This window comes from Mycobacterium marinum (assembly GCF_003391395.1).
GTDB lineage: Bacteria > Actinomycetota > Actinomycetes > Mycobacteriales > Mycobacteriaceae > Mycobacterium > Mycobacterium marinum.
The window spans coordinates 929439-949399 of the sequence record NZ_CP024190.1 but is presented as its reverse complement, the minus strand read 5'-3'; the positions used below and the strand labels follow the sequence as shown (position 1 = coordinate 949399).

17 protein-coding genes are annotated in these 19961 nt (G+C 65.4%); 5 read left to right on the top strand and 12 right to left on the bottom strand.

Annotated features, from left to right (window positions below; all coding sequences use genetic code 11):
* Positions 1–127 precede the first annotated feature (127 nt).
* From CCUG20998_RS03990 to CCUG20998_RS03950, 9 genes are all read right to left on the bottom strand, one after another.
* Positions 128–412, bottom strand: a complete 285-nt coding sequence (locus CCUG20998_RS03990) for a hypothetical protein (protein WP_011742149.1) — start codon at positions 410–412, stop codon at positions 128–130.
* Positions 409–945, bottom strand: a complete 537-nt coding sequence (locus tag CCUG20998_RS03985; RefSeq protein ID WP_011742148.1) for a hypothetical protein — start codon at positions 943–945, stop codon at positions 409–411. The genes CCUG20998_RS03990 and CCUG20998_RS03985 overlap by 4 nt, the downstream gene beginning before the upstream one ends.
* An 11-nt stretch (positions 946–956) precedes the next feature.
* On the bottom strand, positions 957–1940 hold the full coding sequence (gene hemB / locus CCUG20998_RS03980; protein WP_020731788.1) for a porphobilinogen synthase: 984 nt from the start codon (positions 1938–1940) through the stop codon (positions 957–959).
* Between the two features lie 39 nt (positions 1941–1979).
* The gene (locus tag CCUG20998_RS03975) at positions 1980–3653 is read right to left on the bottom strand and encodes a bifunctional uroporphyrinogen-III C-methyltransferase/uroporphyrinogen-III synthase (RefSeq protein ID WP_099052688.1); all 1674 of its coding nucleotides are present in this window, start codon (positions 3651–3653) and stop codon (positions 1980–1982) included.
* A gap of 24 nt (positions 3654–3677) precedes the next feature.
* A complete protein-coding gene (gene hemC / locus CCUG20998_RS03970; RefSeq protein ID WP_020731786.1) occupies positions 3678–4622 on the bottom strand; it encodes a hydroxymethylbilane synthase in 945 nt (314 codons plus the stop codon).
* Positions 4623–4635: 13 nt separating this feature from the next.
* On the bottom strand, positions 4636–6057 hold the full coding sequence (locus CCUG20998_RS03965; protein WP_103654161.1) for a glutamyl-tRNA reductase: 1422 nt from the start codon (positions 6055–6057) through the stop codon (positions 4636–4638).
* Positions 6058–6167: 110 nt separating this feature from the next.
* Positions 6168–6437 carry a glutaredoxin family protein gene (locus CCUG20998_RS03960; protein WP_011742143.1) on the bottom strand — a complete coding sequence of 90 codons (270 nt, stop codon included), beginning with the start codon at positions 6435–6437 and terminating at the stop codon, positions 6168–6170.
* Positions 6438–6442: 5 nt separating this feature from the next.
* A complete protein-coding gene (locus CCUG20998_RS03955) occupies positions 6443–9436 on the bottom strand; it encodes an MMPL/RND family transporter (RefSeq protein ID WP_020731785.1) in 2994 nt (997 codons plus the stop codon).
* Entirely contained in the window at positions 9433–9876 is a 444-nt protein-coding gene (locus tag CCUG20998_RS03950; RefSeq protein ID WP_231389823.1) for an MmpS family transport accessory protein, read from the bottom strand. Before CCUG20998_RS03950 ends, CCUG20998_RS03955 begins: the two co-directional genes overlap by 4 nt.
* Before the next feature lie 661 nt (positions 9877–10537).
* Between CCUG20998_RS03950 and CCUG20998_RS03945 the strand changes: the two genes are divergently transcribed.
* The gene (locus tag CCUG20998_RS03945; protein ID WP_036457033.1) at positions 10538–11332 is read left to right on the top strand and encodes a hypothetical protein; all 795 of its coding nucleotides are present in this window, start codon (positions 10538–10540) and stop codon (positions 11330–11332) included.
* Between the two features lie 501 nt (positions 11333–11833).
* The gene (locus CCUG20998_RS03940) at positions 11834–13579 is read left to right on the top strand and encodes a PE family protein (protein WP_116269091.1); all 1746 of its coding nucleotides are present in this window, start codon (positions 11834–11836) and stop codon (positions 13577–13579) included.
* A gap of 39 nt (positions 13580–13618) precedes the next feature.
* Here the strand turns inward: CCUG20998_RS03940 and CCUG20998_RS03935 are convergent, their stop codons facing one another.
* From CCUG20998_RS03935 to CCUG20998_RS03925, 3 genes are read right to left on the bottom strand one after another with little or no spacing between them, the layout of a single operon-like run.
* Positions 13619–15796, bottom strand: a complete 2178-nt coding sequence (locus tag CCUG20998_RS03935; protein ID WP_020731781.1) for a xanthine dehydrogenase family protein molybdopterin-binding subunit — start codon at positions 15794–15796, stop codon at positions 13619–13621.
* Entirely contained in the window at positions 15793–16770 is a 978-nt protein-coding gene (locus CCUG20998_RS03930) for an FAD binding domain-containing protein (protein WP_020731780.1), read from the bottom strand. The genes CCUG20998_RS03935 and CCUG20998_RS03930 overlap by 4 nt, the downstream gene beginning before the upstream one ends.
* Before the next feature lie 3 nt (positions 16771–16773).
* Positions 16774–17376 (bottom strand): (2Fe-2S)-binding protein, encoded by a 603-nt coding sequence (locus CCUG20998_RS03925; protein WP_011742129.1) that lies wholly within the window; start codon positions 17374–17376, stop codon positions 16774–16776.
* Positions 17377–17564: 188 nt separating this feature from the next.
* Between CCUG20998_RS03925 and CCUG20998_RS03920 the strand changes: the two genes are divergently transcribed.
* Genes CCUG20998_RS03920 through cmaA2 form a run of 3 tightly spaced genes read left to right on the top strand, consistent with a single transcriptional unit; the run spans position 17565 to position 19955 of the window.
* A complete protein-coding gene (locus tag CCUG20998_RS03920) occupies positions 17565–18476 on the top strand; it encodes an HAD family hydrolase (protein WP_038578814.1) in 912 nt (303 codons plus the stop codon).
* A 44-nt stretch (positions 18477–18520) separates the two neighbouring features.
* The gene (locus tag CCUG20998_RS03915) at positions 18521–19021 is read left to right on the top strand and encodes an FAS1-like dehydratase domain-containing protein (protein WP_020731777.1); all 501 of its coding nucleotides are present in this window, start codon (positions 18521–18523) and stop codon (positions 19019–19021) included.
* A gap of 22 nt (positions 19022–19043) precedes the next feature.
* Positions 19044–19955, top strand: a complete 912-nt coding sequence (gene cmaA2, locus CCUG20998_RS03910) for a cyclopropane mycolic acid synthase CmaA2 (protein WP_038578812.1) — start codon at positions 19044–19046, stop codon at positions 19953–19955.
* Positions 19956–19961: the final 6 nt, after the last annotated feature.

Below are 19961 nucleotides of genomic sequence, written 5' to 3'. Positions count from 1 at the left end.
CCTCACTGCTGCCGACCCGTCCTCCAATTGAGCCAACTCGGAGCTCGGTGCACGAGGCGCTGCGCGACCTGGCTCAGGCCAACAGCATTCACCGTCAGCTGATGTTGTCGCTGGTCCGAAAAACCGCTTAGCGCGCGAGATCCGAGCTGTTGTCGGCAGGCGCACTGGGCGATTGTCGCGCCCGCCGCAACCGGCAGACTCCCACGACCGCGAGCACCCCCGCCAGGGTCGCCAGGGCCAGGGTCAGCACCAATTGCTGCGGGTGATAGATCACCGACGTCGTGACGGGTTGACCTGCGGTAACGGGAGCGACCGCCACCGTTGAGGTGGTCTGTAGCCAGCTCGCCGCGGTGGCCCACACCGCGACGAGGGCCAGAGCCAGCTCAATCACGGCCCGGTTGCGGGGGTTCACAGTGCCGTCTCGGCGTCGTCGCCAGCGTCGCGGTCGACCTGGGTAGGCCCGACTCGTTCCTGCACCAATGGAGTCAGCGCCGCACGCAGATGGCGATGCCGACGCGCCCAGGCCTGCGCGGTGCGTCCGCCGGTGAGCTTGATGCCGATGCCGACCCGGCCGCGTGGTACCCCGACCAACTCACCAAGCGCCCGCGCCGACTGCCACTTGGCCAGCGACTTTCCAGATGCGACGGAGTTCTCGGGTTCGGGGAACACCCTCACGATTTCGGACACCAGGATGGTCTCGGTGCCCTGACGTAGGGATTCTTCGGTCAGCTCCACCGAGGTGTGGATTCGCGCCGCCTTCACCTGAATGCCGACGAATACCGACACCAGGACCAGGAAGATCACTGGGGTGATCAACTGGATGCCGGCGCCGGTGGACTTCTCGATCAAGATCAACGACAGCGCCGAGAACGGGCCGGCCAGCAGCCAATACCAAGAGGCGCCGGATTCGTAGAACAACGTCTTGGGTTCCCCCGCTGATGTCATGTGAGCCTCCGTCACGACAGCCAACTCGCTGCATCGGCGGCCCAATAGGTGAGCACGATATCGGCCCCGGCACGCCGGATGCTGGTCAGCGACTCCAGGGCCGCGGCCCGCTGGTCGATCCAGCTGTTGGCCGCCGCCGCACAAATCATCGCGTACTCCCCCGAGACCTGATAGGCGGCCACCGGCACCGGGGAAATGTCTGCGGCCGCGGCGACGACGTCCAGATACCCCAAAGCGGGTTTGATCATCACGATGTCGGCACCTTCGTCCAGATCCAGCTCGACCTCGCGCAGCGCCTCCCGCATGTTGCCCGGTTCCTGCTGGTAGGTGCGCCGATCCCCGGACAGGCTGCAGCTCACCGCTTCTCGGAAGGGGCCATAGAACGCCGAGGCGAACTTGGCCGCGTAGGCCAAAATCACCACGTCGGCGTAGCCGGCCTCGTCCAGCCCGTCGCGGATCGCACCCACCTGGCCGTCCATCATCCCGCTCGGTCCCACCACATGGGCGCCGGCCTGCGCCTGCGCGACCGCCAATTCGACGTAGCGGGCCACGGTCGCGTCGTTGTCGACACGGCCCCGGTCATCGAGCACCCCGCAGTGCCCGTGGTCGGTGAACTCGTCCAGGCAGGTGTCGGCCATCAGCACCGTCGCGTCCCCGAGATCCTTGGCCAAGTCGCGCAGGGCCGCGTTGAGAATGCCGTCAGGATCGGTACCGGCCGAGCCGACTGGGTCCTTCGACGTGTCACGGGGCACCCCGAACAACATCAGGCCGCCCACTCCGGCGGAAACGGCGTCCGCGGCGGCGCTGCGCAGCGAATCGCGGGTGTGTTGCATCACCCCCGGCATCGACGCGATCGGGCGCGGTTCTTCGATACCGTCGGCGACGAACATCGGCAGCACCAAATGCCTTGGCTCCAAGGAGGTTTGCGCTACCAAGCGGCGCATCGCCGCGGTCGAGCGGAGCCGGCGCGGCCGCTGCCGCGGGTAGGCGCCCATCAGTGGCGGCCCGCCACTAGCATCCCTCCGCGTGCACCACTAGCGCCGGCGACTCTTCTTGCGAGGCGGGGGCAGGGCTCCTTCGGCGCGCAGCCGGGCGGCGTGCTCGGCCAGCGCGTCCACCAGCGGGCCCACCGCGGCGGTCTCGGGTTGGACATCCACCCGGAGCCCGAACTCGGCGGCCGTTTCGGCGGTCTTGGGTCCGATGCAGGCGATGATGGTCCGCGCGTGCGGCTTACCGGCGATACCGACCAGATTGCGCACCGTAGAACTCGAGGTGAAGCAGACCGCGTCGAAACCGCCCGTCTTGATCATCTCGCGGGTGGCCGCCGGCGGCGGAGCGGCCCGCACCGTGCGGTAGGCCGTCACGTCCTCGATCTCCCAGCCACGCTCGCGCAGCCCCTCGGCCAGCGTCTCGGTGGCGATGTCAGCGCGCGGCAGCAACACCCGGTTGACCGGATCGAAAATGCTGTCGTAGGGCGGGAATTCGTCCAGCAGGCCCAGCGAGGACTGTTCCCCGGCCGGGACCAGCTCCGGGCTGATCCCGAAAGCGCGAACCCGATCGGCAGTCGACTCGCCCACACAGGCGATCTTCACTCCGGAGAACGCCCGGGCGTCCAGGCCGAACTCGCCGAACTTCTCCCACACCGCGCGCACGGCGTTGGTGGAGGTGAACACGACCCATTGGAACCGGCCGTCGACGAGGCCTTTAACCGCGCGTTCCATCTGCGCCGGGCTGCGCGGCGGTTCGACGGCGATCGTCGGCACCTCGACCGGCAGGGCACCGTAGGACGTCAGCCGCTCGCTCATTTCGCCGGCCTGGTCTTTGGTTCGGGGTACCAACACGGTCCAGCCGTACAGTGCCCGGCTCTCCCACCAGTTCAGCTTGGCGCGATTGCTCACGGTCTTGCCGATGGTCACCACCAGCGGCCCGGTCAGCGGGCCGGCAGGGTCGGTTCCGCCCAGGATGGCCGGATCGGTCAGCCCCTGCAGGGTGGTTTCCACCGAGCGCTGTTGGCAGGTGGTTCCGTGCGCGGTCACCACGCACGGCGTTGTGTCCGCCAGCTCGTGCTCAACCAGCGTGCGGGCCGCGTCAGCCAGATGTGACGCGGTGGCCTGCAGGATCAGCGGACCCGGTGCGGCGGCCAGCGCCTCCCAGTCCACGTCGCCACGCACGTCGGCAACCGTGTGCGCGGAGCCCAGGGGCAGTCCCGCATAGGTCGGGACCGCGCTGGTTGCCGCCAGACCGGGCAGGATCTCGATCTGCAGGTGGCTGCGGGTAATGGCGTTGACCTCGGCGATCACCGCGTCCACCGACATCGGGTCACCGGCCACCAAACGCACCACGTCGGCGCCCGAACGGGCTTCGGCGGTCAGCGTTTTGGCAACTTCGGTGGGATCACCCAGCGCCGGGCGGATGTCCGGACCACTAGAGACCACCGCCGAGACCGCCTGGTCGGACTCACCCTCCGCGGGGCCGCCGGTCGCAGCGTCAGCATTGTCGGCCACTGCAGTCGCGGGCGCCGGCCCGGAGACGGGCGGCAGATCGTTACCGATCAGTGCCAGCACCGATTCAGGCACATCGGGGTCCGTGAACACCAGGGCGGCGTTCGCCAGTACCGCGGCGGCCCGTGTGGTCAACAGACCCGGGTCACCTGGGCCAGAGCCCACATAAGTAATGCGGCCCGGCCTCGGCTTGCGCCCTCGCGTCATCATTGTCGCTCCCAAGTCACTCACTCAACTTCCTTGCGGGGAATTGCCCTCTCCCCACATCAGCTCTCGAGCGCCCAGCTCGAACAGCTCCGCGGCAACGGCGAGCCCAAGCTCCCGTGCCCGACCGGAAGTGCCGATTCCGGACGCGCGGATCACGTCGGATCCGTCCAGTGCCGCCACGCAGCCGCGTAGCGACAGCTCTTCGAAAACCCGTCCCTCCTCGTCGATGGACTCGACCACCTCAGCGATCGCACCCACCGGCGCGGAGCAACCAGCCTCCAGTTCGGCGAGCAGGGCTCGCTCGGCGGTGACCGCTGCCCGCGTGTCGGCGTCGTCCAACTCCGCCAACACTGTTGTCAGCCGACTATCGCCGGCTCGACATTCGATCGCGAGCGCACCTTGAGCAGGCGCTGGCAACATCTGTACCGGCTCCAGCGTCTCGGTGACGTCGTCGAGACGGCCCAGCCGGGCCAGCCCGGCCCGAGCCACCACGATGGCGTCAAGATCACCATTACTTACCCTGTTCAACCTGGTATCTAGGTTGCCTCTTAGGGGGCGGATTTCCAAACCGAGACCCAATGCTCTAAGCTGCGCGGCCCGCCGCGGCGACGAGGTTCCCACCAGCGAACCGACCGGCAATTCCCCGAGCACCAGCCCGTCGCGGGCGACAACTGCGTCGCGGGGGTCCTGTCGTGGCGGAATGGCCGCAATGGTGAACCTGGGGTCCTGGGCGGTTGGCAAATCTTTGTGCGAGTGCACAGCGGCGTCGACGCGGCCGTCCTCGATAGCCTCGCGCAGCGCGGTGGTGAAAACCCCCACACCGAGAGTTTCGATCGGCGCCGAGGATCGATCGCCGAGCGTGCTTATGGTGACCAGCTCGGCGGCATGGCCATTGGCGATGAGAGCGTCTCTAACGGTCGCAGCCTGGGTGGTGGCCAGCAGGCTGCCCCGGGTGCCTATCCGGATCACGTGCGCCAATCAGCTACTCGGCGGAAGGGTTGGGGGCAGACGGGGTCGGGCCGGCCGACGGGCCATCAGCGCCCTGCGGGCCGGCTCCGGCATCCAATCCGCTTGAAAAGAAGGGCAATTCGCCGGCGGTCGCTACGGCGTCGACGGCGGTCTGGTCCAGTTGGAACAGCTCGCGCAATGCCTCGGCATAGCTGTCGCCACCAGGGGCACTGGCCAGTTGTTTGATCCGCACCGTCGGCGCGTGCAGCAGCTTGTCGACCACCCGTCGCACCGTGCGGGCCACCTCGTCGCGTTCGGCGCTGTCCAGCCCCGGCAGCCGGTTGTCCAGGCGCAACAATTCCGCCTCGACCACGTCCGCGGCACGCTGGCGCAGCGCCGTAACGGTCGGAGTGACTTCGGCCATCCGCTGCCCCGCCAGATAGCCGGCGACTTCGGCCGCGACAATGTGGCGGGCCGCAGCAACGTCGGCGGAAGCGGCATGGGCCGACGGTTCGCGTTGCACCCGCTCCACGTCGATCAGCCAGACACCGGGCAGCCCGGCCACGGCCGGGTCGACATCGCGGGGCATCCCCAGATCACAGATGACCAGGGGCCGGGTCGTCTCGTCGCGGCGTGCGGTGGCCAGCGCGTGGTGCACGTCGGCCAGGGAAACCACCGGAGCCACCGCCCCGGTGCAACTGACCACCACATCTGCGTCGGTCAGCACTTCGGCCAGCCGGTCCAGTGTCCGGGCTTCGGCGAGCACGCCCGACTGCCTGATCTTGCCGGCCAGCCGCTGTGCACGGGCCAGCGAACGGTTCAGCACGTGGACTTTGCCGATGCCGGCCCGGGTCAGATGTGCGCTGGAGAGCGCCCCCATCGACCCCGCTCCGATGACCACGGCGGTCTTGGCGCCCAAACCGCCCAGCTTGCGTTCGGCGATGCCCAGCGCGACCGACACCACCGAGGCACCCGCGGCGTCGATCGAGGTCTCCGAGTGCACCCGTTTGCCCACCGACAGCGCGCGCTGGGCCAGCTCGTGCAGCACCCGGCCGACGGTGCGGTTGGCCTCGGCGGCGGAGTACGAACGGCGCACCTGGCCGAGCACCTGCTGCTCGCCGACCACCGCCGAATCCAGTCCGCTGGCCACCGCGAACAGGTGCTCGACGGCCGCCTCGCTATAGCGCACGTAAGCGTGTTTGGTCAGCTCCCCCATCGACATACCGGAGTGATCGGAGAGCACCTGTCCAATCGCCGACAAACCGCCGTGGAACGCCTCGACAACGGCGTATACCTCGACGCGGTTGCACGTCGACAGCACCATGGCCTCGGTGACCAGCGGCGACTGCAGCACCCGGTCGACGATTTTGACTTGCTCGGACTCGTCGATGCTGAGTTGTTCCAGGACGGAGACCGGCGCACTACGGTGCGAAACCCCGAAGAGCAAGATGCTCACGGCAGCATCACCTGGCCCGCTCCCTTGCGTCTCGAGAAAGTGAACTGCTCTCTACGGTAGACGCTTGGTAGTTGGGCTACCAAATAATCGACTAGACGGGTATGGGCTCCTCAGCTGGCCAGGTCAGCCCGCAGCCGGGGTTCGTCGACTTCCCAGTAGCTGTGCTCGCGCCCATCCAGCAGAATCACCGGCAGCCGGTCGCCGAACTCGGCCCGCAATTGTGCGTTGCCGGCCGACGCGGCGACGTCGACATCGGTGCTGACCAGGTCAAAGTCGAGCTCACCGGCCAACTCGGCCAACTGCGCGTGCACTCGCAAGCAGATCGCGCAACCATCGCGGGTCAATAGCTCCACCTGCCGGCGATGTGTTGGCTGTGTCATGGGCATCAGTGTGGCAGCTCACCTGACGGCTGAATTGGCGCACGTCCGGCGACGGTGACATCGCTGCTGTTCGGCGTGCCCGGGGCACCAGGTTCGGGAAGGCGATGGCCCTCTGGCGACTTGTTCTCCGGCGACAGCAAGAGCGCACGAACCAGACTGCGGGGTCCCGACGGCCGCAGCATTTGGCTGGCCGGGCGCGGGCGAACTCGTTGCGGCCACCAGAACCAACGGCCCAGCAACGCCGCGATGGACGGCGTCATGAACGAGCGCACGATCAGCGTGTCGAACAGCAGGCCCAATCCGATGGTGGTGCCGATCTGCCCGATGATCCGCAAGTCACTGAACACGAACAGCGACATCGTCACAGCAAACACCATTCCGGCGGCTGTCACCACGCCTCCGGTACCGGCCATGGCACGAATGATCCCGGTATTGAGGCCGGCGCCGATCTCCTCTTTGAGCCGGGAGATCAGCAGCAGGTTGTAGTCCGATCCCACCGCCAGGAGCAGGATCACCGACATCGCCAGCACCATCCAGTACAGCTCAATGCCGAGGATGTCCTCCCAGACCAGCACGGATAGGCCGAACGAAGACCCCATGGAAAGCAGCACGGTCCCGACGATCACCGCGGCGGCCACCACGCTTCGGGTGATCAGCATCATGATGATCACGATCAAGCTGATCGCGGCCACGCCGGCAATCAGCAAATCGAAGGTCGCGCCCTCGCTGATGTCCTTGAACGTCGCCGCGGTGCCGCCCAAATAGATCGCCGCACCCTGCAACGGGGTGCCCTTGATCGCCTCGCGCGCCTCCTGCTTGATCGACGCGACGCGCGAGATGCCCGCTGACGTCGCGGGGTCGCCGTCGAGCGCGATGATGAACCGCGCCGCCTTGCCGTCCTTGGACAGGAACATCTTCAGACCACGTTGGAAATCCGGATTCTTGAAAGCCGACTCCGGCAGATAGAACGAATCATCGATTTGGGCCGCGTCGAACACCCGCCCCATTGCGCCGGGATCCTTGCTGCCCGAGTCCTGTTGCTCGTAGAACGACTGCAGTGTGCCGTGCCAGACGAGCAGCATGTCGCGCATGATCGTCATGGTGTTGATCATCGGCGGAATCTGCGCACGCATCTTGGGTAGCAGCGTGATCAGCATGTCCATGTCTTTGACCAGATATTCCAGCTTTTCACTCAGCTGATCGACGCTGTCGAACATGTCGAATATCTGCCTTATCGACCAGCACAACGGGACATCGAAGCAATGCTTTTCCCAGTAGAAGTAGCTGCGAATAGGACGGAAGAAATCTTCGAAATTCGCTAGGCGATCCCGTAAACCGTCGGTGATATTCGACATGTCATGCGTGAGATGATCCATGTCGACGGTGTTGTCGATAACCTCGCCCATGAGCTGATACATGGTGTGCATGGTGTCGATGGTGACGTTCATCGCCTGCACCTGGATCAACATGTCATCCATTCGCGCTTTCATGAACTGCATGTTCTCGGTGCTGGAAACGCCCTGCATGCTGATGATGAACGGTATCGAAGTGTGCTTGATGGTCGTACCCAATGGCCGGGTGATCGATTTGACTTGTTCGATTCCTGGACTGTGGTAGATGTTCTTGGCAACTTTGTCCAACACCAGCATGTCGACCGGATTACGCATGTCGTGATTGGTTTCGACCATCAGCACCTCGGGGTTCAGCCGAGCCCGTGAAAAGTGCCGGCCGGCGGCCGCATCCCCGACATTGGACGGCATGCTTGATGGCATGAATTTGCGCAGGTCATACGTTGTCTTGTAACTGGGCAGGGCAAGCAGGCCGATAGAGGCGACCAGGCAGGTTGCCGCCAGAACCGGTCCAGGCCAGCGCACAATCGCGGTTCCGACCCGGCGCCAGCGCCGCGTGTTGACGCGGCGTTTGGGGTCGAAAAGCTTGAAGGCGCTACCGACCGCCAGCACGGCGGGTCCCAGCGTGAGCGCCGCAAAGACGGCGACGAGCATGCCGATAGCGCATGGCGCGGCGAGCGTTTGAAAATATGGGAGCCGGGCGAAGCTGAGGCAGTACATCGCGCCGGCAATGGTCAAACCGGAGCCCAGGATCACGTGCGCGGTCCCGTGGAACATCGTGTAGAAGGCGGTTTCTCGGTCCTCGCCGGCATAGCGCGCTTCGTGATAGCGCCCGAGCATGAATATCGCGTAGTCGGTGCTGGCCGCGATGGCCAGGAGCACCAGCAGATTGGTCGCAAAGGTGGAGAGATTGAAAATGTTGTGGTTGGCGAGAAAAGCGATGGTTCCGCGAATTGCACCGAGGTCAATTCCCACCATGATCAGCACGAGAAATGCGGTGACCACGGAACGGTAGATAAAAAGCAGCATCACCGCGATCACCACGCTGGTGATCGCGGTCACTTTGGCGATACTTTTGTCCCCAGCCTCGGCCTGATCTGCATTGAGGGCCGACGGCCCGGTCACATAGGCCTTGAGGCCCGGTGGCGCCGGAGTGTTGTCCACGATATGGCGCACCGCATGGACCGAGGCGTAGGCCTCCGTCTCGTTCTTGCCGACGATGTACACCACGACATAGGCCGCTTTGTCGTCCGCGCTTTGCGATCCGGCCGCCGTCAACGGGTCGCCCCAAAAATCTTGGATGTGCGCGACGTGGCGGGGATCGGCCTTGAGCCTCTTCATCAGCTCGCTATAAAAATGGTGCGCCTCGTCGCCGAGTTTCTGGTCGCTTTCCAGCACGATCGTGACCGCATTGTCGGAGTCAAACTCACCAAACACCTGACCGACATGTCTGATCGCCTGAATGGACTCGGCGTCGCTGGGACTCATCGATACCGAATGCGCCTTCCCCACCACCTCCAACTGCGGAACGGCGAGGTTGACGATGGCGGTGTAGGCCAGCCACAACAACAGCACCAGCACCGCAAACCGGCGGATTGTCCGTGGCACAAACGGAGGCTTTGACGCCGGTGCGGTGTGCCCGTCGCTCATGCGGATGTCACCTGGCAGAAGGTGAGGGCTTTGGGTCTGCTCACCGATCGCTGGTCCTTGACGGCTCCGTTGACCAGAATTCGGCAGCTGAGTTCTTCGGCATTGCTCTGCGCCAAGAGGTTCACGCTGACCGCGGGCAGCGAGGTCGAGACGGTTTGCGACCACGGCAGGGGCACGTCTGACAGTTGGCGCACGTGGGCGTCGGGGTCCAGGTAAGCGATCCGTGCGCTCGGGGCGGGGCCGTAGACCTCGTAGGTGACGTACTTCGGATTGAACTGCGGAACATCGGTATCCGCTGCCGCCTGGACAACGGGTTGCTCATGAACACCGAAAACGCGATGGAGCCGGTAAATACCAAGCCCGGCGACAAGGGCCACGCCCATGACAGCAAGCAGCAGCCACATTCGTCTCACAACGCTGGTAACCGGAATCATCCTCACCCTCGTGTTCCGCCACCGGGTCACAAAATCGCCCGCGCGACCAAAAACACCGGCCGCGGCTGGACCCTTAAAAAGGGGCTCGGCTGAGACCGCCCATCACGCGGGCCTGTACCGCCCAATATTCTCCATATGCGTCGCTATCAGATATCTCGTTGCGCTAACTAGCGTAGACGCTAATGGCGACCTGCTGAAGCATTTCGGATTTCCGCACGCGGCACCTCGCGCGCGGGATTTAGGTGCAACCCAACGGCTTGCCCGATGGCAACCGCTGTCTGCCGGCCCGGCTTGCGGCGGCCGTCACGTCCAGGCGGCACTTCCCCAGCCATCGGCGCTTCGCGCTAGGCCCCAAAATGCCTCGACGGGGCCATCAACCGTCGCTCCAAGCACTGCGCCGGAAGCGGCATCGGATTCGCAGCAGCCCCAGCCGCTATCGATGGCCCGCACTGCCCCACAACGCGTTCCACGCGTATTTCAGCGGTCCGTGAATTAGCCATCGGATGTCACCGCCGGATGAATTAGGGAGCGCAATGATTCGGGGGCAAGGTTGACGATTCAACGCTTGTAGAGCACACTGTTCAGCGTCTGCGACAGGCCGCTCGGCCAACCCTAAAAAATCCGCGGTCATCGGTCGCAACTCAATTGGGCGAAAGGCACAACATCGATGCGTGTATCGACCGACCATCGAGTAATCACCAGGTGGGCGCCAAAGTCATGCTACCGCGCGGCGGCCGACGATTTCTTGGCGGCGGCAATTAGCCTCGGTTTTCTGGACTCCATTGCCATCTGTGGCTCACTGGCTAAAGACGATGTAATACCCGGATGGAGCGACCTGAATATCGTGTGCATCGCCCGAGACGATGCGCCACGCGGGGAGACGCTGGGGGAACTCAACCGCATCGTCAAAGACCTCACCGAGCGCACCGCCATCGGAATTGGGTTTGACCTCGTGTGGCGCACAGAATTCGACCGGTCATCAAAAATCGGCGGTCGACCACTGGCGATGACGTACGAAGTCGCTCAATGCGGAGAGTTCCATATCAACCCGGCACCGTTTGCTGCCGCCGCGCCGATGCAAACCGTCGTCGAACAACTTCGACAGGAACGCGCTGTACTGCTGCTCGCGGAGATGCATAACTGGCGGCGGGCATGCTTTGCGGACGACGAGCCCGAAACCAACAAGCTCGCCGTGAAGACGCTTCTGAAGATGCTCAAGCAATGCGTCAGCCCCTACCCCGGGAGTTGCTTCACCCATGCCGCGGACCTCACCCGGCTGCCGCGAGACATCCCTGACATCGCTCGCGAAGCATTCATGATGGCGGTGGAGACACGCGCCACGTGGGGGCAGAATCGCGACATCGACCATGCCCGATCCGCAATCCTGAGCCTGCTGTTGACCGAAATCGATGCGCTCGATCTCATCGGGTCTTTTTATTCGCCTCAGTCATCAGAAAATTGATGCCGATCTATTTCTATCGGCGATACGAAAGTGCATGATAGAACGGCCACCCGCCAGCGAGCGAGCGAGCGACGGAGCCCATCGGACTCATATCGGTGCCGCAAAAATATGCCGGACCAAAAAGCAGTTTCCCGTCGGCCGACCTCTTCCACTGAATGGCAGGTCCCGAAGTTTTTTCGGCACCGAAGTTCTGGAATCACGCTTTCGCGTCTTGGCATGATCGTCTCGGACATACGGAATCGAGACATATCAGGGAAAGCGATCTTCGCATCGCGCATTTTGCGTGAGCCTCTACCGGCACAGCCATATCGGTGACGACGCCGACGGGCGCCAGGACACTCCCCGGTGTCCAGACCGGCCGACCCGCCACCTACGGTCACGCGGCTAGTGGAATCGGCCGAACGCCGAAAATTCGCGACCAGCACCGATAGGTTATTGCCATCTACCACTATTAATCAGCGATACAGTGCCCATCCGATATTGACGGGCCCGAAGGAAACGATGTCATATCTGATCGCGGCCCCGGAATTGCTGGCGGGCGCAGCTACGGACTTGGCGGATCTCGGCTCGACGCTGCAGATCGCCAACCGGGCCGCCGCCGCCACGATCACCGGCGTGCCGGCCGCCGGCGCGGACGACGTCTCAGCCGCACTGGCGGCGGTGTTTTCCGGCCACGCCCTGGACTATCAAGCCCTGAGCGCCCAGATGGCCGGGGCGCACCAACGGTTCGTGCAGGCGTTGACCGCCAGTGGGAGCTCCTATGCGGCCGCCGAGGCTGCCAACACCAACCCGCTACAGGGCATCGAAGAACAACTGCTCGGCGTGCTCAACTCCCCCACCCAAGCCCTGTTGGGCCGCCCCCTGATCGGTGACGGCGCCGCCGGTGCCCCTGGACAGGACGGCGGCGACGGTGGACTGCTCTTGGGCAACGGCGGCGCCGCCGGAACCGGCACCGCGGCGAACCCCGACGGTGGCAACGGCGGGGCGGCCGGACTCATCGGCAACGGCGGCGCCGGCGGAACCGGCTACAGCCCGACCACCGGTTCCGGCGCGGTCGGAGGCGATGGCGGGGCCGGCGGAACCGGAGGCTGGCTATACGGCTCCGGCGGCTCCGGCGGAATCGGCGGCGTCGGTGGCAGCGGCACCATCGGCGCTCCCAGCGGTCACGGGGGTACCGGTGGTCTCGGCGGTGGCACTGGGCTATTTGGCCAAGGCGGCGCCGGCGGCAACGGCGGGCAGGGCGGAGGGGAAAACTTCGCCTCGACCGCTGGGGCAGGAGGGCCCGCCGGCGCCGGCGGGCACGGTGGCTGGCTCTACGGCAACGGTGGAGCCGGCGGTATCGGCGGGGCCGGCGGGGTCGTTGGTAGCTCCGAGGGCGGCGTGGACGGCGGAGTCGGCGGTAGCGGCGGCAGCGGCGGTGCTACCGGGCTGCTCGGCAACGGCGGGGCCGGAGGAGCCGGCGGACAGGGCGGCGACGGTGACCGCGGGTTTGACGGCTCCCTCGGTGCTGGTGGCGCCGGGGGCACCGGCGCCGTCGGCGGGTCCGGAGGGTGGCTCGTGGGCGACAGCGGGACCGGCGGCGACGGCGGGCAAGGTGGCGGCGGCCACCTCGGCGGCGCGTTCGGGAGCGGGGGCGGCGACGGCGGCGCGGGCGCTGTCGGCGGGACCGGCGGGTGGCTGTTGGGTGACGGCGGGGCGGGCGGCGACGGCGGCGACGGCGGTGACGGCGGCGCAGCAGACGGATTCGCCGGTGCCGGCGGACGAGGCGGCCAGGGCGCCGTTGGCGGGGCCAGCGGGTGGCTGTTGGGCAACGGCGGCGCAGGCGGCGACGGCGGCGCAGGCGGTGAAGGTGGCGACAGCTCCGGTGGGGCCGCCAGCGCTGGCGGGGACGGCGGGGCAGGCGGGGCCGGCGGCGCCGGCGCGAACGGCGGCCTGCTGATCGGCCACGGCGGCGCTGGCGGCGGCGGCGGGACCGGCGGGAATGGTCACGGTCGCCCCATAGGCAGCGGTGGGGCCGGCGGCGATGGCGGCAGCGGCGGGACCGGCGGGTGGCTATACGGCAACGGCGGGCACGGCGGCACCGGTGGCACCGGTGGTAGTGGCAGGCACTCCGGCGCCAGCGGCGGTGGCGGCGACGGTGGTGATGCCCAGGTGATTGGCGACGGCGGGACCGGCGGGTCCGGTGGCACCGGCGGCGCCGGCGGCTCCGGCGGGCTGCTGTTCGGTGCGCCCGGCGCGCACGGGTAGCGCTCGGTAACCAATCGCGCGCGGGCTCGCCCGCCCGGATCAGAGCAGCTGCTCGACCCTGATCGGCAAGTCGGTGACCCGTTTTCCGGTGGCATTGAATACCGCATTGGCGATCGCCGCGGGCACCGCGATGATCACCAACTCGCCGAGTCCCTTCACCCCGATCGGGTCGGCGATGCTGTCCTGTGCGGGCAGAAAACTTGCGTCCAGCGCCGCAACGTCGGCGTTGACCGGGACCAGGTAATCCGAGATGTTCGCGTTAACGACGCGACCGTCTCGGTAATCCAACTCGGTCCCTTCCAACAGAGCCATGCCTATTCCGCCGATCATGCCTCCGATTGCCTGGCTGTGCGCGAGTTTGGGATTGATCACCCGGCCCGCGTCGTAGCAGGCGTAGATGCGGCGGATCCGCACCGTGGGCAGCAACGCATCGATGGCGACTTCGGCGAATACGGCTCCGTAGGCGTAGGTGGAGTATCGCTTGTCGGCATCATCGGGTGTCCACGTCTGTTCGGATTCCAGGGCTGGCCAGCCACGCCTGCGCAGCAGATCCTGATACGACTCGCCCCGCGCCGGCCCGTCCGTGGCGACCGTGGAAAACATGTGGCCGTTGGTTACCAGCACGTCTTCCGGGCGCAGGCCTGCCAGCGGCGATTGCGGGTCAGTCACGGCCGCACGAATGAACTTGTCGCGCAGCATATTTGCGACAGTGAACACAGCCGAGCCCACGCTTGCCGTAGTCCGCGAGGCCGAGTGCGCCGGCGCCGGCGGGAAGCGGCTGTCGCCAAGCGAGAATCGCACCCGCTGCAACGGCAGGCCCAGCGCATCCGCGGCAATCTGGGTCATCGAGGTGTAGGTCCCCGGTCCCATGTCGCTGGCGGCGCTGCACACCTCGGCAGTGCCGTCCGCCGAGATCCTTGCGATTGCCGCGCACTTACTGCGATAGGTGAAATACGCCGCGGTCGCCATCCCGATACCGACAAAGGAATCGCCGTCGCGGTTGGCTCCGGGGGTGCTGTTTCGGCGGTGCCAGCCGAAGTCGGTGGAGCCCTGCTTGATGCAATCGACCAGCCGCCTGGTGGAAAAGGGCAAGCCGTTGATCTGGTCGATTCGAGGTTCGTTGCGCAAGCGCAACTCGATGGGGTCGATGCCCAGGCGGTGCGCGAGATCGTCCATGGTGGACTCGAGCGCATACGTTCCGGTGACCGCACCGGGTCCCCGCATGAACCACGGCAGGTTGATATCGAGTGGCACCACGCGGTATGTCGAACTCATGTTGGGGACCTGGTACATCAGCTGCGGGCTGCGTACGATTCCGTCTTCATAGATGCCGTACTGCGCGGTTTCCGTGCGCCCTTCGTGGATCATCGCCATCAGGCGCCCGGAGTGGTCTGCGCCGATCGCCATGCGTTGGCGGCTGGTGGGCCGGAAACCGACCGAGCTGTACATCTGTTTTCGCGTCAGCACCAGCTTGACCGGCAGCTGCATTCGGCGCGCGGCGAACGCGGTCAGCAGTTGATGCGGCCACATGCGGCCGGCGCTACCGAACGCGCCACCAACAAATGGCGAGATCAGCCGCACCCGCTCTTCGGACATCCCGAATGCCAGGGCATAGGACCGCCGCGCTCCGTTGATGTGTTGGACCTTGTCCCAGAGTGTGAGCCGGTCGCCATCCCATTTGGCGATGGTGGCGGGCAATTCCACCGCGTTGTGGTTGTTGCGGGCGATGCTGAAATTGAGGTCGCTGATCACCGCAGCGCGGACCATCACCTGATCGGGGGTGCCGCGAACGTAGTCGGCGATGAGTCGGCCTGGATAGCTGACTGCCTGCGGCGCATCGATGTCGGTTAGCTGCGGCCACGTTGAGTAGCTGACGTCGACCAGCGATACCGCGTGCGCCGCAGCCTCATGGGTGGTGGCGACCACCACGGCGATCGGCTGTCCAAAGAAGAAGACCTGGCCGGTGTTGAAGGGCAGACGCACCCCGGTGAAATCGGTGAGCACCGCAAGCACGCCAGGCTGGCGCAGGGCAGCTCCGGTGGCGATGTGGTCGACGGCACCGCGCGCCACCGTGCTGCAGACCAACGCCGCATACACCAACCCGGGAATCGGGTGGTCGGCCGCGTAGCGGGCTTTTCCGGTCACCTTCAGCGGGCCGTCCACCCGGTTGATCGGCTGGCCACTGATGCCTCCGGCGGCGGAGAAGGCGTGGGTCATGGCATTTCCGCCACGACCGCCAGCTGCTTTTCGACGACACGCTTGAGCAGCTCTACCTTGAAGCGGTTCTCGCTCAAGGGTTTTGCCCCAATGGCCGAGAGCGCGGCGGCGCGGCGGAACAGATCCGCATCCGGTGGGCGGCCCCGAAGCGCGGCTTCGACCGCCGGCAGGCGCCACGGCACGGTGCCCACCCCGCCGGCGGCTACCCTCGCGGTGCGTATGGTGCCGGCGGCGATGTCGAGTGCCACGGCTGCAGACACCAGTGCGAACTGGTACGACTCACGGTCGCGTACCTTGAGATATCCGGACCGGTGCAGCTGGGGCCCGACCGGAATCTCGATGGCGACCAGCAGCTCACCCGGGTGCAGGTTGTGTTCCCGGTGCGGAGAGTCACCCGGTTGGCGATATAACTCCGCGAGCCCAAACCTCCGATGTCCAGCGATCTGGCGAGTCAGCACAACGGCGTCTAGTGCCACCAATGCCACCGCGAGGTCGGAGGGATGGGTTGCGCAACAGTGTTGGTTGGTGCCGAAGATTGCGTGCGTTCGGTTGCGGCCCTCGATGGCCGCACAGCCGGCATCGGGACCACGTCGGTTACATGCGGCCGAGACGTCGCGGAAATACAGGCACCTCGGGCGCTGCAACAGATTGCCGCCGATCGATGCCATATTGCGCAACTGCGCCGAAGCGCTGAGCTCCAAGGCTTGGCTGACCATCGGAACTTGTTGCCGGACAACGGGATGAGCCGCCAGATCCGACATTCGCACCAGGGATCCAACACGGATCACTCCGGGCGCCACGTCGATCGACTGGTAGGGCAGCGCATTGATATCCACCAACGAATCGGGACGTTCGACCGTCTCACGCATCAGGTCGACCAGAGTGGTACCGCCGGCTATGTAGCGGCCACCGGCCGCGGCTGCCCGCAACGCGGACTGCTCGTCGGAGGCCTTGCTGTAGCGAAACGGAAACACGGATTAGTCGTCTCGAGCCACCGATGCGACGGCTTTGACGATGTTCGGGTAGGCACCGCACCGACAGAGATTGCCACTCATCCACTCGCGTATTTCCGCGGGTGAACCCGCGTGACCTTCGGCGATACACGCGACGCCGGACATGATCTGCCCGGGGGTGCAGTACCCGCACTGCAACGCGTCCTCATCGATGAAGGCTTGCTGCAGCGGATGCAGCCGGCCGTCCGGGCCGGCCGAACCGGTTAGCCCCTCGATCGTGGTGATCTGTGCGCCGTCGTGCATGACCGCCAGAGCCAGGCAGGAGTTGATGCGGCGACCGTCAACCAGCACCGTGCACGACCCGCATGCGCCCTGATCGCAGCCCTTCTTCGTTCCCGGCAGCCCCGCTCGCTCCCGCAGCATGTCCAGCAAGCTGGTGCGGTTATCGACGGCGATCTCCCGATGCTCACCATTGATCTGAAGGCGCACCACAGCGGTGTGGCCATCGCCCTGGTGGACGCGTTCGGATCCGGGGATGGCCGTGACAGCCGCGACGGCGCCCCCCACCGCAACGGAGGTACCCACGAACGTCCGGCGGTTGACTCGTAACCCGAGTCCGTCATCCACGGATTTACTCTAGAACGGGTAGATCGGTGCGCATCGCCAGATCGAAATCTCGGCTATCCGCCGCACTGTTTACCGGCCAGCGTTAGCTGTCCCCCAGGTAGCTCGGACGGTTGCCAACCGTTGCCGGATAGGGTTGAGATCGGCCGCAGCAAGTCATCGGCCGGTACCGCGATTCCGGGAGGTTTCTGATGGCTTCCTCTGACCTGGGCAGCTCGAGCGGCGGCAGTCATTTTGACCTGGAGTCGCTGGCCGAGAATGCCAGCGCCACCCGAGCGCTAGCGGATATGCCGATCCCCACCGAAGGCTCGGCCGCTGACCCGCAGCCGCCGGTCGATCTGACCGCCGCCGCATTCTTCGACGTGGACAACACCCTGGTGCAGGGCTCGTCTGCGGTGCACTTCGGCCGGGGCCTGGCCGCCCGACACTACTTCACCTACCGCGACGTGCTGGGCTTCGTCTATGCCCAGGCCAAGTTCCAGCTGCTCGGCACCGAAAACAGCGAAGACGTCGCCGCCGGCCGCCGCAAAGCACTCGCCTTCATCGAAGGCCGCTCGGTCGAGGAACTGCTGAACCTCGGCGAGGAGATCTATGACGAGATCATCGCGGACAAGATCTGGCCTGGCACCCGTGAGCTTGCGCAGATGCATCTTGATGCCGGCCAGCAGGTGTGGCTGATCACGGCCACGCCCTACGAGCTCGCCGCGACCATCGCCCGCCGGCTGGGGCTGACCGGCGCACTGGGCACCGTTGCGGAGTCCGTCGACGGGGTGTTCACCGGACGGCTGGTCGGTGAGATCCTGCACGGCACCGGCAAGGCTCATGCGGTGCGCTCGCTGGCGATCCGGGAGGGTCTGAACCTCAAACGCTGCACCGCATATTCGGATAGCTACAACGACGTGCCAATGCTGTCGCTGGTGGGCACCGCAGTCGCCATCAACCCCGACGCCCGGTTACGTAGCTTGGCCCGCGAACGAGGATGGGAAATCCGGGACTTCCGCACCGCTCGTAAAGCCGCCCGGATTGGGGTGCCTTCGGCCCTTGCGCTGGGCGCGGCGGGCGGCGCGTTGGCAGCTCTGGCGTCTCGACGGCAATCACGCTGATAGGCTGCGCCGCTGAGCATATATTCGAGCAGAGAGCAAAGGGCATGACAGTCCCCCCAGAAGCCGCAGGACTCATCGGCAAGCACTACCAGGCACCGGACTACTTCGTGGTCGGCCGCGAGAAGATCCGGGAATTCGCAACCGCGATCCAAGACGAGCACCCATCGCACTCCGATGAGGCAGCCGCAGCCGAGTTGGGTTACCCCGAGCTGGTCGCCCCGTTGACCTTCCTGGCAATTGCAGGGCGTCGGGTGCAGCTGGAGATCTTCAATAAATTCGATATTCCGATCAACATCGCCCGGGTCTTCCATCGGGACCAGAAGTTCCGCTTCTACCGGCCCATCGTGACCGGCGACAAGCTGTACTTCCACACCTATCTCGACTCTGTCCTGGAGTCTCACGGGACGGTGATAGCCGAAATCCGCAGCGAGGTCACCGACGACGAGGGCAAGCCGGTGGTGACGAGTGTGGTCACGATGTTGGGCGAAGCGGCCCATCACGAGGCCGAAGCGGATGCCGCTGTGGCGGCGATTGCATCCATCTAGGAGGGCCAGTAGGGTCCGGTTGATGGGGAAAAGGGGCGACCAACCTTCTCTTCCGGACCAGCTCTCGCCACCCGTCGAGGCGGTCCAATCGCACTACGACCGCTCAAACGAGTTCTTCAAGCTTTTCCTCGATTCATCGATGACCTACAGCTGTGCCTACTTCGAGCGTCCCGACATGACGCTGGAACAGGCTCAGTACGCCAAGCGCAAACTTTCACTGGACAAGCTCAACCTCGAGCCCGGCATGACGCTGCTCGACATCGGCTGCGGCTGGGGCTCGACCATGCGCCACGCGATCGAGGAGTACGACGTCAACGTCATCGGCTTGACGCTCAGTGAGAATCAACTTGCCCACGACGAGCGCAAGTTCGCTGACATGGACAGCCCTCGGCGCAAAGAGGTGCGGCTGCAGGGCTGGGAACAATTCGACGAACCGGTCGACCGCATCGTGTCGCTGGGTGCCTTCGAACACTTTGCCGACGGCGCCGGTGACGCTAGCTGGGAGCGGTATGACCGCTTCTTCAAGATGTGCTACAACGTGCTGCCCGATGACGGCAGGATGCTGCTGCACACGATCATCGTGCCCGACGCCAAGGAAGCCAAGGAACTTGGTTTGACGGCGCCGATGAGCCTGATGCGCTTCATCAAGTTCATCCTGACCGAGATCTTCCCCGGCGGGCGGCTACCCCAGATTCCGCAGATCGATGAGTATTCGTCGAGGGCGGGTTTCAAGGTTGAGCGGTATCACCGGATTGGGTCGAATTACGTTCCGACACTGAACTCTTGGGCCCAGGCGCTGCAGGCCAACCAGGAAAAGGCCATTGAACTGCAGGGCCAAGAGATCTACGACATCTATATGCGCTACCTGACGGGCTGCTCGGACCTGTTCCGCGACCACTACACCGACGTTTGCCAGTTCACGATGGTCAAGTAGCTGGCC